This window comes from Roseateles sp. SL47, from assembly GCF_026625885.1.
Lineage (GTDB): Bacteria > Pseudomonadota > Gammaproteobacteria > Burkholderiales > Burkholderiaceae_C > Roseateles.
In genome coordinates, this window is record NZ_CP113068.1 from 1449354 (window position 1) to 1464061 (window position 14708).

Below are 14708 nucleotides of genomic sequence, written 5' to 3' on the forward strand. Positions count from 1 at the left end.
AACACGGGGGGGGCGAGGCGGTATGACCACGCCGCTGTTGCTGGGTAGGAGCTTCAACGCCCGCAGGCGTTGCGGGGCTGCAAGTTCAGCGATGCAGGCTGCAGGGTGTGAACTATGTCGCACACCTGCCTCTCCGTTACGTCCGCTTTCCCCTGGCCCCAATTCGCCGCACGACACTGCCCGCATGAAAGCCGCCATCGTGGCTGCGTTGCTGAGCGCAGCCGTCCTTTTGACGCCGCCCGTAGCCGCCGCGCCGTGCGACCTGAAGCTGCCCGTGGAGCAGGTGCTCAAGCATCTGAACGAGCTGCGGGCGCAGGGCCGGGTGTGCGGCGGCCAGGCCATGGCGCCCGCTGCACCGCTGCGCTGGCAGCCCACCCTGGCAGATGCCGCCAGCCGTTATGCCGCCGAGCTGTCCAGCCGCAACAAGCTCAGCCACACCAGCTTGTCTGGGGCCACCCTGCCACAACGGCTGGAAGCGGCCCGTTATCCGATGCGCCTGGCGGCTGAAAACCTCGCCTCCGGTCCGGATTCACTGGAAGAAGTGGTCGGCCTGTGGCTCAAGAGCCCGGGCCATTGCGAGAATCTGATGGGCCCGGATTTCACCGAAGTGGGCATTGCCTGCGACATGCGTGAGTCCTACAGCGCTCAACCCTACTGGGTGATGGAACTGGGTCGTCCGCAGACCCTCCGCCCGGTTCAGGCCAATGCCACTGTGCGCGGGGTGCCGGAAGGGCTGTTGCCCACCGACGGCCCGTCGGTGCGCTGAGCTCAGATCCAGCCCAGGTCAATCGCCCGCAGCACGGCTTGTGTGCGGTCGCGGACGCCCATCTTGGCAAACACCGATGAGCAGTGGTTCTTGATCACGCCTTCGCTGTTGCCCAGCAAGGCCGCAATCTCGGTGTTGCTGCGCCCGCTGGCAACCAGCCGCAGCACCTGAAGCTCCTTCGGGCTGAGCGGCTCCGGCTCCGGTGTGGCGCTGAAGGCGCGTTCCACCGGGGCCCGTTCCATGCGCTCGGTCAGCAGGGGCCGTAGCGCCGTGCCGCCCTCCACCACATCGCGCAGGGCCTGAACCAGTGTGTCGGGGCTGATGGCCTTCAGCAGAAATCCTCGCGCGCCGGCACGCACCGCTTCGTCAAAGGCCTGGGCGTCGTCAAAGGTGGTGAGCAACACCACCGGAATCTTGAGCGCACGCGCTGCCAGCGCACGGATAAGCCCGATGCCGTCCAGGCGCGGCATGCGCATGTCCGACAGGATCACGTCCGGTTGTTCGCCCGCCAGCAGCTCCAACGCCTCCGCACCGTCCGAGGCTTCGCCCACCAGGCGGATGTCCTCGTGCAAGGCGAGCAGCCCCTTGAGGCCTTCGCGCACCAGTTGCTGGTCTTCCACCAGCAGCAGTTTGATCGTCTCGCTCATTTCCGCATCTCCTCAAGCCCACCTCAGGCGAACCTCGGGCAATCCAGTTCGATCAGGAAGCCGGGGTGATGGCGCACGACCCGCATCGCGCCCCCCAGCTCGGCCATGCGCTCCTGCATGCCCTTCAGCCCGTTGCCTTCACGCAGCTTGCGTGTGCCCCGCCCATTGTCGTCAACCTGCACCCGCACCTGCATGGCGTCACCCTCACCAATCACGGTCAGGCAGACCCGCACCTGCGTCGCACCCGCATGCCGCACCGCATTGGTGACCGACTCCTGCACGCAGCGCAGCAGCGCGTGGGCGCAACGCGGCGACAAATCCTGGGCGACCGGGTCCAGGGTCAGCTCGATGTGGGTGCTGGCGATGCCTTCGGCCAGCGTCCGTAACGCGGCCTCCAGGTTGATGCGCTGGCTTTCCCGCTCGCGTGATACCGCCGCCCGCACCTCGGCCAGCAGACCGGCCGCACCAAGCCGCGCCTTCTCCACCGCCTGCGCCGCACCGGTGTCGTCATGCCGCTTGAGCAGCGCATCGCTGAGTTGCAGATGCAGGTTGAGCGCCGTGAGGTGATGGCCCATGACGTCATGCAGTTCCCGTGCCATGCTCAGCCGCTCGGCATAGCGCAGCTGTTCCACCTGCAGGCGTTCGCCGCTGTCCTTTTCCGCCAGCATGGCCTGGAACCAGCGGCGCCGCTCGGCTTCCGTGGCGGCCAGACGCCCCAGCCCGAAGGCCATGCCGTGCAGGGCCACCATGGAGATGGCCAGGCCCAGGCTGTTGAGCCACCAGGGGATGCCGGCGGTGAGCTGTTCGGTGCGCTGGGCCTCGCTCGGGAAGAGCCAGTAGAGCGTCACATTGATGACCACCTGCGCCAGCGCAAAACCGAAGGCGCGGCGCACATTCAGGATCAACGCCCCCAGCACCGTCACCAGGAAGGGCAGGCCCGGCGTGACCAGCAGTGCCAGCGCATCCAGCACCACCACATGGCGCAACGCGTGCCGGGGGGGATGGTCCAGATGCTGCTGGCGGGCGATCCGCCAGAAATGCCAGGCAAAGGCGCTCACCAGCCCCAGGCAGGTGAGCACAAACGGTGCGTCGTGGGTGTCGCCGCCGAGGCGGCGATACAGGCTGGCCAGCACCCCGTCATAGGGCTCGGTGGGATGGCCCATCAGCCCCCAGGCGGCGGACGCCAGCTCCAGCAGGCAGATCGCGAGGGCAGCGATGCGCAGCACGAAGGCGGGCTGGGCGATGCGGGCGAGGAGGCGGTCCAAGGTGGAAGGGGCCGAAAGAGGACGGATGCGGGACGGATGCGGGACGGGAGCAGGGCTCGGGCAGACCGCTAGCCTGCCACAAAGTCCGGCATTCAGGACGTGCGACAGGTCAGGGTGGCGCGCTCGTCTTCAGCCCGGGGGCGGGGTGCTGACGATCACGCCGCCACCCAGGCAGACCTCGCCGTCATACAGCACGGCGCTTTGTCCGGGGGTCACCGCCCATTGCGCCAGCGGGAAGTCCAGACGGATCTCCCCCTCGCCCGGGATGAGCGCACAAGCCGAATCGGCCTGACGGTACCGCGTCTTGGCGCCATAGCCGCCAAACGCCGGTGCGTCACCGGTCCAGCTCAGGTCGTTGGCAATCAGGCTGTGGCTCTGCAGCAGGGGGTGGTCATGGCCCTGCACCACCACCAGGGTGTTGGTGTCCAGGTCCTTGCGGGCGACAAACCAGGGTTCGTGCTCACCGCCTCCACGGGGGGCGCCCTTGTCCTTCACACCACCAATGCCCAGCCCTTGCCGCTGGCCCAGGGTGTAGAACGACAAGCCCACATGCTCACCCAGCTTGCGGCCCCGGTCGTCCTTGATGGGGCCGGGTTGGTGCGAGAGATAGCGGTTGAGAAACTCCCGGAAGGGCCGCTCGCCGATGAAGCAGATGCCGGTGGAGTCCTTCTTCTTGGCGTTGGGCAGACCGATCTCCTCGGCCAGACGGCGCACCTCGGTCTTGGGCAGCTCACCCACCGGGAACATGGTTTTGCGCAGCTGGGCCTGGTGGAGCCGGTGCAGGAAGTAGCTCTGGTCCTTGAGCGGATCCAGCCCCTTCAGCAGTTGCACCTGGCCGTCCTGCTCTCGCACCCGGGCGTAATGGCCGGTGGCGATCTTCTCGGCACCCAGGCGCATGGCGTGGTCCAGGAAGGCTTTGAACTTGATCTCGGCATTGCACAGCACGTCCGGGTTGGGCGTGCGGCCAGCCTGATATTCCCGCAGGAATTCGGCAAAGACGCGGTCTTTGTATTCGGCCGCGAAGTTCACATGCTCGATCTCGATGCCGATGACGTCCGCCACCGCCGCTGCGTCCACGAAGTCGATGTTGGACGAGCAGTATTCGCTGTCGTCGTCATCTTCCCAGTTCTTCATGAAGATGCCGACGACCTCATGCCCCGCCTGCTTGAGGAGCCAGGCGGAAACGGCGGAATCAACGCCGCCGGACAAGCCGACGACGATGCGTTGCTTCTTGGAATTCATGCCCGCAATTGTCCGCCAAGCTGCCGGCCAACGGTCGCCAGGGGCCTTGGGGGCGCTCTTTCGTGGGATTTCTCACACCTGGATATCCCCCATCCGCTGCACTATCCCCCATCCATCCCCCCTCTATCCCCCACGCATCCCCCACCTGTAGGCAATCCACCGACATCGCTTTGCGCCTGCGCCCACAGCTTGGGCAGGAATCGCTGACTCCCGCCCATGCCCGCCGGCCCGCACACTTGTGGCAAGGGAGTCGCATCATGAATGTCGTCATTGTCGAAAGTTCCAGCACCCTTCGCGCTCAACTCGTGGCCTTGCTGGCCCGAGAACAGCGCATCCACGTCGTGGGCGAAGCGGCGGACGAACAGATGGCGATCCAGCTGATTGCCCAGACCCAGCCGGATGCCGTGCTGATGGACCTGGCCCTGCAACCCGGCAGCGGCCTGCGGGTGCTGCGCGCCATCCGCCAATTGGGCTGCGGCGCCCGGGTGGTGGTGCTGAGCAACAGCTTCTATGAAGAGATGCTGCGGGCATGCTCGGAATATCGAATCTCAGGGTTCTTCGACAAAAGCACCCAGGTGGACGAGGCGCTGGAAATGCTGCGCCGGTGGTTGCCGCCCTTGATGGTCGACGAACCCCAACGGGTGGCGGTGGTGGAGCAACTGGAGTCCCGATCCCTGGCGTTCTCGGCCTTTGATGAGCTGGCAGACCTGGCCTGCGACATCAGCGGCAGCGGCATGGCCACCATCAGCCTGATCAATGCGGACACGCAGCGCTTCATCGGCATGTCCGGGCTGGCGTTTGGGCAGATGCCCCGCTCCCGTAGCTTGTGCGCGCAGATCCTGCATCAGGGGCCGCTGGTCGAAGTGCCGGACACCTGGCACGACACACGCTTTGCCGACCATCCTTTGGTGCAAGGCGCGCCGTATGTGCGGTTTTATGCGGCCGTGCCGCTGGCCTTGTCCGGCGGCGAGGTGGTGGGCAGCCTCTGCGTGCTGGACCGCCTGCCGCGCCGCCTGCGCGAGCGGCAGCGGGAAGCGTTGTTGACCTTGTCCCGCTGCGCCATCAATGAGCTGGAATCCACGCGCCGGCACTCGGCCCCGCCGGCTCAGGCGATCAGCGCCGCGATGACCTTGTGAGTGCGCGTGGTCCTGGGGCCTGGCCTCAAGGCCTCACTCGGCACGACACCAACAGCGCACCAGCGCCCAGCATCACCGCCAACGGCCGTGGCCTGACGCTCAGTGGTGCTCCGGCGGCTCGTACAGCGACGGATGCGTAAAAAGGGCCTCCATCGGCAGACGGCGCCCGGCGGCATGGTCCTCGATGCACTGCAGCACCAGCGGGCTGCGATGCCGCTCCCGGCAGGCGCGGATCTCCTCCAGCGTCATCCACAGGGTGCGCTGCACCGGCGCGTCGAAGGCCTGCCCGGGAATCTGCTCGCCCACGTCGCCCACAAAGGCCACCCGCACATAGGTGACGTCCTGACCGCGGCTGGGTCGGAGGAAGCGGGACATGTACAGGCCCAGCCAGGCGGTGGGCTGAAAGTGGCGTGCGGTTTCTTCCAGCACTTCGCGGATCACCCCTTCCTCCGGCGACTCGCCCTGCTCCAGATGGCCGGCAGGGTTGTTGAGCAGCAGGCCTTCGGAGGTGAGTTCCTCCACCAGCAGGTAACGGCCGTCGCGTTCAATCACGGCGGCCACGGTGACGCTGGGCTTGAAGCGTTCAGTCATGGATCTCCTCACCTGACCCGGGATGCCAGGCCCGGTCTGCGGGGGATGGGCCACGCAGCCAGGCGGCTCCACGGGATGGAATGTCTGTGGGCCGTCATTGTGCTTGTTCTTCATGACGCGGTCGTCATGAGCGGTTGGACCCATAAGGAGGGACGCGGCCCTCGGGGCCTTGACCCAGGAAACAGCAACGGCCCCGAAGGGCCGCTGTGCGTGTTGTGTGGGTGTGGTGCGGGGGATGGGCGCGGTCGCTTCAATCAGCGATGGTCGCGATCCGGGCCGCGGCGGTCGTCATGTCGGTCGTCACGGCGATCATCGCGCCTATCGTCCCGACGGTCATCGCGTCGCTCATCCCTACGGTCATCCCTGCGGTCGTCCCGACGGGCATCGGCGCGATCCGGTCCACGCCCGTGGCCATGCCCCGGTTGATCATCCCGCCATTCCGGTCCACGCGGGCCCGGGCCATGCGGATGTTCACGGCGGTACTGCGGCGCGTAGACGTTGTTGTACCAGTTCTCCTGCACGAAGTAGACCGGCCGGCCGCATGCGCCGTATTGGCCGCAATAACGGCGCCAGTTCTTCTGGTGGCCCGGGGGCACACGCAGGTAGATCGGGGGCGGCGGTGTCGGCACCCGTTCAATGATCATGGGCTGGGCATACACCACTTGCGGACGGGTGTTGCCAATGTCGATCTGACCAAAGAAGCCGGGCTGGCCGATGGTCACGGAAACACCGACGTCGGCAGCGTGAGAGAGACCGGGTGCCGCCAGGGCGGTCATGGCCACCGCAGAGGCCAACAGAATGTTCTTGAGCATGGTGGCTCCTTTCTACATCGAAATAACGCCGGGCCTTGCATTTGGTGGACCGCCGCACACAACTCGGTACAGGTTTGCGCTTGTGTGTCGCTGGCAAACCGCCCTCCAGCCTCGCAGCTTCCGTCCGGTCTTAGTGAAATCCCTGCCACGCAGGTGCGTATTTCGCACGAATGCGGCGGGTAAGCTTGGCCCAAGGGGTTTCTGTCTCCGAATGCAGAGTTGGAGGGATTCCAGATGCTGATCGGTGTGCCGCGCGAGACGGCAGCGGGAGAAACGCGAGTGGCCGCCACACCGGAGACGGTGAAGAAGCTGGTGGCCCAGGGGCATCGCCTGCTGGTGGAAACATCGGCCGGCCTGCGGGCCAGCGCCACCGACGAGGCGTATGCCGCAGCCGGTGCGGAGATCGTCAGCACGGCACCGGCGCTCGGCGCGGACCTGGTGCTCAAGGTGCGGGCGCCTGCAGTGGAAGAAGTTGCCGCGTTCCGGCGTGGGGTGACGCTGGTGGGCATGCTCAATCCGTTTGATCGTGACGGCCTTCAGCGCCTGGCCGATGCCGGGCTCACGGCCTTTGCGCTGGAAGCTGCGCCACGGACCTCCCGGGCACAGAGCATGGATGTGTTGTCCAGCCAGGCCAACATCGCCGGCTACAAGGCGGTGATGCTGGCCGCCTTTCACTATCAGCGCCTGTTCCCGATGCTGATGACGGCGGCGGGCACCATCAAGGCGGCGCGGGTGGTGGTGCTGGGCGTGGGGGTGGCGGGACTGCAGGCGATTGCCACGGCCAAGCGGCTGGGCGCCGTGATCGAGGCCTCCGATGTCCGTCCATCGGTGAAAGAGCAGGTGGAATCGCTGGGTGCGAAGTTCATCGACGTGCCTTATGAAACCGCCGAGGAGCGCGAGGCGGCTGAAGGCGTGGGCGGTTATGCGCGGCCCATGCCGGCGAGTTGGCTGGCCCGCCAGCAACTTGAAGTGGCCAAGCGCGTGGCGCAGGCGGATGTGGTCATCACCACCGCGTTGATTCCTGGCCGCGCGGCACCGGTGCTGGTGACTGAAGAGATGGTCCGCGCCATGAAGCCCGGATCGGTGATTGTGGACATTGCCGCACCGGCTGGCGGCAACTGTCCGTTGACCGAGCCCGGCCAGACGGTGGTCCGCCATGGCGTGACACTGGTGGGTGAAACCAACCTGCCGGCGCTGGTGGCGGCCGATGCGTCGGCGTTGTATGCCCGCAATCTGCTGGATTTCCTGAAGCTGGTGCTGCCTGGGCCGGCTGGTGTGGTGCTGCCGCCGGATGACGACATCGTCATGGCTTGCCTGGTGGCCCATGAAGGCCGGTTGTTGCGCCCATAACCAAACTTTGCGGAGGGTCCGATGGATGTTGTATCTCCCACCTTGATCAATCTCACCATCTTCGTGCTGGCCATCTATGTGGGCTATCACGTGGTGTGGACCGTGACACCGGCCCTGCACACGCCGCTCATGGCAGTGACCAATGCGATTTCGGCCATCGTGATCGTCGGGGCCATGCTCGCGGCCGCGCTCACCGAGACCACGCTGGGCCAGGTGATGGGCACGGCCGCCGTGGCGCTGGCGGCGGTGAATGTGTTTGGCGGCTTCCTGGTCACGCGCCGCATGCTGGAAATGTTCAAGAAAAAAGAGAAGAAGTAGGGCCCAAGACGGCTGTTGGCATTGATTCCCGCGATCCGGAGCGCTCGAATGTCCATGAACCTCGTCACGCTGCTGTACCTGGTGGCCAGCGTCTGTTTCATCCAGGCGCTCAAGGGCCTGTCGCATCCCACCACGTCCATCCGCGGCAACCTGTTCGGCATGGCCGGCATGACCATCGCCGTGCTCACCACGGCCGCGCTCATCGTCAAGCTGGCCGGTGGCCATGCCGGGGGCTTCGGCCTGGTGCTGGCCGGGCTGGTGATCGGCGGCGGCATTGGCGCGGTCATGGCCCAGCGGGTGGAAATGACCAAGATGCCGGAGCTGGTCGCTTTTATGCACAGCATGATCGGCCTGGCCGCCGTGTGCATTGCGGTGGCGGCGGTGGCCGAGCCGCATGCCCTGGGCATCGCGCAGCCCGGCCAACCGTTGCCCGGCGGCAATCGGATCGAGCTGGCGCTGGGCTGCTTCATCGGCGCGGTGACTTTCTCCGGCTCGGTCATCGCATTCGGAAAGCTCAGCGGTAAATACAAGTTCCGGTTGTTCCAGGGGGCCCCGGTGGTCTTCCGGGGGCAGCATGCGCTGAACCTGGTGCTGGGTCTGGCAGCGCTGTTCTTCATCGCGGGCTTCTGGCACTCGCAGAGCTGGATGGACTTCCTGCTGGTGGCGGCACTGGGCCTGGCGTTGGGGGTGCTGCTGATCATCCCCATCGGCGGCGCGGACATGCCGGTGGTGGTGTCCATGCTCAACAGCTACTCGGGCTGGGCGGCGGCGGGTATTGGGTTCTCACTCAACAACAGCATGCTGATCATTGCCGGGTCGCTGGTGGGCAGCTCGGGGGCCATCCTGAGCTACATCATGTGCAAGGCCATGAATCGGTCCTTCTTCAATGTGATTCTGGGCGGCTTCGGCGCCGAGGCAGGAGCCGGCGCGGCCGCCGCCGTGCAGCGCAATGTGCGCAGCGGCAGCGCCGACGATGCGGCCTTCATCCTCGGCAATGCAGAAAGCGTCATCATCGTGCCGGGCTACGGACTGGCGGTGGCGCGCGCGCAGCATGCGGTGAAGGAGTTGGCCCAGAAGCTCACTGCCAAAGGCGTGCAGGTGCGTTATGCCATCCATCCGGTGGCGGGCCGCATGCCGGGCCATATGAACGTGCTGCTGGCCGAGGCGGAAGTGCCCTACGACCAGGTGCATGAGATGGAAGACATCAATCCGGAGTTTGGCCAGACCGATGTCGCCATCATCCTCGGCGCCAACGATGTGGTGAACCCCGCCGCGCTGCAGAAGGGGTCGTCCATCTACGGCATGCCGATCCTGGAGGCCTACAAGGCCCGTACGGTGATTGTGAACAAGCGCTCGATGGCGGCGGGTTATGCGGGCCTGGACAACGAGCTGTTCTACATGGACAAGACCATGATGGTGTTCGGCGACGCGAAGAAGGTCGTTGAAGACATGGTCAAGGCCGTGGAGTGAGGCGCGGTGTCGGCGGCCCGTGCGCGCCGGCTGCTGCTGCTGGTGGTGGTGCCAGTGGCCTTGTTGTGGCTGGTGCATGTGCTGTCCCAGCAATTTGGAACCGCCCTGCCATCGCAGGTGGTGCGGCTGACCGATGCGCAGTTGCTGCCCGGCAGCGCCGTGGATCCCACACAGGTGCAGGGCGCGGTGGGGCCGATCACTGGCGACCACAGCACCGATCCCCGCGATCACCATCACTACCGGCTGCCCCTCCAGATCCATGAATCCGCAGCTCCGGGGCCCTTGTGGTTCGCCATGGACTTCCAGATGCCCCAGGCGGCCGATCAACCCTATTGGCTGGTGATCCAGCATCGGCCGACGGCCAGCATCTATCTGGATGGTCAACTGCTGGCGCACTCCAGCATGGGGCGAGGCTTCACCGCAGAAGATGAGGACGACTTCGCCCAACGGGGCCTGTTGCTGGCCGGTCGGCGCATGCAGGTGAGCATTCCTCCCGCCCTGCTGGGCGCTGGCCCGCACCGGCTGAGCGTGCGGCTGGTGCGCCCCGGCTTTGAAGGTGCGGGCCTTTCCGCGCCCTTGCTGGGGCCGGCGCCACAGATGCGGGCGCTGCAGGAAGGGCGGCGGCTGTGGCAGGGGGTCCGTGTGACGACAGCCTTGGGCGGCGCGGCCATTGGGGTGTTCATGGTGCTGGTCTGGCTGGCGCTGCGACAGGAATGGCTCTATGGCGTCACGGGACTGTTCTGTCTCTGCCTGGCGGTGCTGCTGTCTCCCTATCTGTTGAATGGCGCCTTGTTGCCGGCGCCCTGGTGGCGGGTGGCGCTGGACGTGACGGACGTCGTGGCCAAGGGCCTGCTGCTGTTTCTGGTGGCGCGATTGACCGGCAACGAGGCGCGTTGGCTGCTGAGGGCGGTGGGCGCGTATTTGGCGCTGGGCATCCTGATCGACGGTACGGCGGCGGTCCTGGGCTGGAGCTGGACCGACTTCAACACCTTGTGGCCGTGGTGGGCCTTGGGCAGCCGCTCGCTGGTGCTGCTGGCCGCAGCCGTGATTGCCGCCCGCGCCGCGTTGGACAGCGACGAGGCCGCACCGCTGGTCGGTGCGCTGGTGGTGGCCTTGTCCGGCTGGGTGTGGTTGTATGTGAGCTACTTTGCGCTGGTGGCATCACAGCAGCTCAACGTGGTGGACATCAACGTGATCGGGCATGCCGTCCTGATTGCCATGGCTGGCGTGGCGCTGCAACGCCGCTTTGTGCGGTCGCTGCGGGACCAGGCGCTGGCCCGTACGGTGCTGGAGCGTGCGCTGGAAGATCGCAGCCGTGAATTGCAGGCCCGCTGGCAGGAGCTGCAGGACAGCGAACGGCAGCGCACCGCCGCCGAAGAGCGCGAACGCCTGCTGCAGGAGATGCATGACGGCCTGGGCTCGCAACTCGTCACCGCTCGTCTCAGTGCCGAGCGGGGGGTGCCCTCGGAAACGCTGGTGGAAGTGCTGGATGAATGCATTCGCGAGATGCGCCTCACGGTGGACGCACTGGCCGTCACCGATGGCGATCTGACCTTGCTGCTGGCCAATCTGCGCCATCGCATGGGCCCACGCCTGTCGGCGGCCGGCCTCACGCTGGACTGGCAACTGGCCGATGTGCCGCTGGTGCCGGTGCTGCGCGGGACCGGTGGCCGCGAGCTGATCCGCATCGTGCAGGAATGTTTGAGCAATGTCATTCACCATGCCCGTGCCACCCGCATCCGTTTTGCGACGCGACTGGACGACGATGGCGGCGGCGTGTCACTGCTGATCACCGACGACGGCTGCGGGCTCTCCGAGCACCGCCGCGAGGGTCATGGCTTGCGCGGCATGCGTCGTCGTGCGGCGCGTATCTCCGCCCGCATCGAATGGCGGGCGCCCACCGACAGCCCCGAGACCCAAGGCACCGAACTGGTGGTGTGGCTGCCACTGCGCTGATCCCGCATGAGATGCCGCCGCGCAAGAAGCGCAGCTGCCAATGGATCAATGGATTAGTGAACCCACCCTAGGGGGTGCTCTTCAACTGTACGCATCGTATGGTGTCGATCTCATCGCTTCTTCCCCGCATTTGTTGCTGCCGGCTTGCCCTTGTGCGGTCTATCGAATCCCCTGATGGGGGCTGCCCGGGGATCGGCGAGAATCCGCGCCGTACCTTGGAGACATAACAATGGAGAAAACCTGGCTGAAGCACTATCCGGAGGGCATGCCCGCCGAGATCAATGCGGATGTCTATCCCTCGCTGGTCGAGCTGATGGAGACAGCGTTCAAGCAGTTTCCGCAGCGGCCGGCCTACAAGATCCTGGGACGCTCGGTCAGCTTTGCGCAGATCGACGAGGCCTCGCAGGCATTGGCGGCCTATCTCCAGGGCCTGGGCCTGGAGAAGGGCGACCGCGTGGCCATCATGATGCCCAACGTGCCGCAATATCCGGTGGCCGTGGCGGCCATCCTGCGGGCGGGTTTTGTGGTGGTGAACGTCAACCCCCTCTACACCCCGCGTGAGCTGGAGCATCAGCTCAAGGACGCCGGGGCCAAGGCCATTGTCATCATCGAGAACTTTGCGGCCACGCTGCAGCAGGTGATGGCCCATGTGCCCACCAAGCATGTGGTGCTGGCCTCCATGGGTGACATGCTCGGCTTCGTCAAGGGGGCCGTCGTCAACTATGTGGTGCGCAAGGTCAAGAAGCTGGTGCCGGCCTTTGAGCTGCCCACCGCTGTGCGCTTCAACGATGCCCTGTCCAAGGGCCGCGGGCAGAGCTACAAGCGCCCGGCCGTCGGCCCCAACGACATCGCCGTGCTGCAGTACACCGGCGGCACCACCGGGGTCTCCAAGGGCGCCGTGCTGCTGCATCGCAACCTGGTGGCCAACACCCTGCAATGTGAAGCCTGGTACCAGCCGGCGCTGCGCAAGATCCCCAAGGAAGAGCAGCTGGTCAGCATCTGCGCGCTCCCCCTGTATCACATCTTCGGTTTCACAACCAACCTGATGCTGTCGATGCGGGTGGGTGGGTGCAATGTGCTGATCCCCAATCCGCGTGATCTGCCGGCCGTGTTCAAGGAACTGAGCCAGCACCGTTTCCACAGCCTGCCGGCGGTGAACACCTTGTTCATGGCCATGGCCAACCATCCGTCCTTCGGCACGGTGGACTGGAGCGGCCTGGTGATTTCGGTGGGTGGCGGTATGGCGGTGCAGCAGGCGACGGCCAAGCAGTGGCTGGAAAAGACCGGCTGCCCCATTGTGGAAGGTTACGGCCTGTCGGAAACGTCGCCGGTGGCCTGCTGCAACCCCACGGACAGCACCGCCTACACCGGCTCCATCGGCCTGCCGCTGCCCGGCACCGACGTGACCTTGCTGGACGACAACGGCCGTGAGGTGCCGCTGGGCAGTTCCGGCGAAGTCGCCATCCGCGGCCCGCAGGTGATGGCCGGCTACTGGCAGCGCCCGGATGAAACCGCCAAGGTCATGACGGCGGACGGCTATTTCCGGACCGGTGACATCGGGACGGTGGACGATCGTGGTTACTTCCGCATCGTGGACCGCAAGAAGGACATGATCCTGGTCAGCGGCTTCAACGTTTACCCGAATGAGGTCGAGGACGTGCTGACGCTGATGCCGGGCGTGCTGGAATGCGCGGCCGTTGGCGTCCCGGACGAAAAGGCCGGCGAAGCCGTCAAGGTGGTCATCGTGCGCAAGAATCCGGCGCTGACCGAGGCCGACGTGAAGGCGTTTTGCGAGGCCAACCTGACCGGTTACAAGCGCCCGCGCATTATCGAGTTCCGTACGGAGTTGCCGAAAACACCGGTCGGCAAGGTGTTGCGGCGTGAACTGCGCGACAAAAAGTAGCAGTTTCCCTGCCTTCGGCGCGGCCACAACGGCCTAAGCTTCGCGCTCCTGAGGAGGCGAGGCCGTGTTGGAAGAACGCTACGAAAAGTCCGAGGCCGGGCGGGCAGAGATCAAAACGAGAGCCCTGGTCCAGGGCCGGGTTGCCCGCAATCTGTTGCTGGTCATCGACCCCAGCAAGACGGGGGGCCAATGGGTGGGTGTGGTGCAGGGCGCCACACCGGCCGATCTGGAGCTGCTGTTGCAGCATCGGTTGATTGCGCCCGCTGCGGGAGTGGCACGGGCGCCTGCGGGCGCTTCAGTGGCTTCGGCGGCCTCCACCGCTGGGCCGTCCACAGCGTCTTCCCCAGCGGCCTCGGTGGCCTCGGTGGCATCACCGTCTTCGGTCGCCGCCCCCGGCAGCCTGGCGCCAGCCTCGCGTCCGGTGCCGGCAAGTTCCACGCGCCCGATGGGGGCACCGGTGTCGTCCCTGGACTTCCAGCATCTCTACACCGCGCTGACGGTGTTTGCGAAACAGCAGGGGCTGCTCAAGGGCTACCGGCTTGCGCTGGAAGTGGAGCAGTGCCAGGACTTCGAGCAGTTGCAGACCCTGGCGCTGGATGTGGTGGACCGCGTCCGGGCGACCAAGGGAGACGCTGCAGCACACGAACTGCGTGAGACACTGGGATTCAATTGAATTGGTCCCAGGAGGGCGCCCATGTCCCAAGCTTATCGCGTCGCGGTGCTGATTGGCAGCCTGCGGCAAGGCTCCTACAACCGCAAACTGGCCCTGGCGCTGCAGAAGATCGCGCCCGCGTCGCTCCAGCTGGAGGTGGTCGAGATCGGCCACCTGCCCTTCTACAACGAGGACGAGGCCGCGTCGCCCCCCGCCGGTTATACGGAGTTCCGCGCCAGCATCAAGGCTGCTGATGCGGTGCTGTTTCTCAGCCCGGAATACAACCGTTCGATTCCTGCCGTGCTGAAAAACGCGTTGGATGTGGGCTCGCGTCCCTATGGCCACAATGCCTTCAATGGCAAAGCGGGCGGTGTGATTACCTTGTCGCCGGGCGCACTGGGCGGGTTCGGGGCCCACCAGCACCTGCGCCAGGTGCTGGTGTGCCTGAATGTGGCCACCTTGCCCACGCCGGAGATGTACATCGGCGGTGCCGCCGACATGTTCACGGACGAGGGTGGGTTCGCCAAGCCGGACACACAAGCCTACATGGGCAAGTTCCTGGCGACCTTCGCGGACTGGATCGGCCGTCAGAAGGGGTGA

General features: G+C 65.9%; 14 protein-coding genes. 9 read left to right on the forward strand and 5 right to left on the reverse strand.

All coding sequences use genetic code 11. The annotated features are described in order from the left end of the window. The first annotated feature begins 184 nt into the window (after positions 1-184). Positions 185-766, forward strand: a complete 582-nt coding sequence (locus OU995_RS06370; protein WP_267834701.1) for a CAP domain-containing protein — start codon at positions 185-187, stop codon at positions 764-766. Positions 767-768: 2 nt separating this feature from the next. Here the strand turns inward: OU995_RS06370 and OU995_RS06375 are convergent, their stop codons facing one another. From OU995_RS06375 to mnmA, 3 genes are all read right to left on the reverse strand, one after another. After that, positions 769-1413 carry a response regulator gene (locus OU995_RS06375; RefSeq protein WP_267834702.1) on the reverse strand — a complete coding sequence of 215 codons (645 nt, stop codon included), beginning with the start codon at positions 1411-1413 and terminating at the stop codon, positions 769-771. Positions 1414-1436: 23 nt separating this feature from the next. Further along, complete coding sequence (locus OU995_RS06380; RefSeq protein ID WP_267834703.1) at positions 1437-2678, reverse strand: sensor histidine kinase; 1242 nt, start codon at positions 2676-2678, stop codon at positions 1437-1439. Between the two features lie 129 nt (positions 2679-2807). Continuing rightward, the gene (gene mnmA, locus OU995_RS06385) at positions 2808-3920 is read right to left on the reverse strand and encodes a tRNA 2-thiouridine(34) synthase MnmA (protein WP_267834704.1); all 1113 of its coding nucleotides are present in this window, start codon (positions 3918-3920) and stop codon (positions 2808-2810) included. 257 nt (positions 3921-4177) lie between these two features. On the opposite strand from mnmA, the gene OU995_RS06390 reads away from it, so the two are divergent. Next, positions 4178-5056, forward strand: a complete 879-nt coding sequence (locus OU995_RS06390) for a response regulator (protein ID WP_267834705.1) — start codon at positions 4178-4180, stop codon at positions 5054-5056. Between the two features lie 99 nt (positions 5057-5155). Here OU995_RS06390 and OU995_RS06395 read toward each other — a convergent pair whose 3' ends face one another. Beyond that, on the reverse strand, positions 5156-5647 hold the full coding sequence (locus OU995_RS06395) for an NUDIX hydrolase (protein WP_267834706.1): 492 nt from the start codon (positions 5645-5647) through the stop codon (positions 5156-5158). A gap of 254 nt (positions 5648-5901) precedes the next feature. Continuing rightward, a complete protein-coding gene (locus OU995_RS06400; protein WP_267834707.1) occupies positions 5902-6459 on the reverse strand; it encodes a hypothetical protein in 558 nt (185 codons plus the stop codon). Positions 6460-6693: 234 nt separating this feature from the next. Here OU995_RS06400 and OU995_RS06405 point away from each other — a divergent pair, with 234 nt between their 5' ends. The 7 genes from OU995_RS06405 to OU995_RS06435 all read left to right on the forward strand — a co-directional run bounded on the left by OU995_RS06405 (position 6694) and on the right by OU995_RS06435 (position 14708). Further along, positions 6694-7809: a Re/Si-specific NAD(P)(+) transhydrogenase subunit alpha gene (locus tag OU995_RS06405; RefSeq protein WP_267834708.1), complete on the forward strand. Its 1116-nt coding sequence runs from the start codon at positions 6694-6696 to the stop codon at positions 7807-7809. Between the two features lie 21 nt (positions 7810-7830). Continuing rightward, complete coding sequence (locus tag OU995_RS06410; protein ID WP_267834709.1) at positions 7831-8127, forward strand: NAD(P) transhydrogenase subunit alpha; 297 nt, start codon at positions 7831-7833, stop codon at positions 8125-8127. Between the two features lie 48 nt (positions 8128-8175). After that, positions 8176-9597, forward strand: coding sequence for an NAD(P)(+) transhydrogenase (Re/Si-specific) subunit beta (locus OU995_RS06415; RefSeq protein WP_267834710.1), 1422 nt, complete (start codon positions 8176-8178; stop codon positions 9595-9597). Between the two features lie 6 nt (positions 9598-9603). Beyond that, on the forward strand, positions 9604-11553 hold the full coding sequence (locus OU995_RS06420; protein ID WP_267834711.1) for a sensor histidine kinase: 1950 nt from the start codon (positions 9604-9606) through the stop codon (positions 11551-11553). Positions 11554-11782: 229 nt separating this feature from the next. Then, positions 11783-13456, forward strand: a complete 1674-nt coding sequence (locus tag OU995_RS06425) for a long-chain-fatty-acid--CoA ligase (RefSeq protein ID WP_267834712.1) — start codon at positions 11783-11785, stop codon at positions 13454-13456. Positions 13457-13520: 64 nt separating this feature from the next. Then, positions 13521-14129, forward strand: a complete 609-nt coding sequence (locus tag OU995_RS06430; protein ID WP_267834713.1) for a hypothetical protein — start codon at positions 13521-13523, stop codon at positions 14127-14129. Positions 14130-14150: 21 nt separating this feature from the next. Then, positions 14151-14708, forward strand: coding sequence for an NADPH-dependent FMN reductase (locus tag OU995_RS06435; RefSeq protein WP_267834714.1), 558 nt, complete (start codon positions 14151-14153; stop codon positions 14706-14708).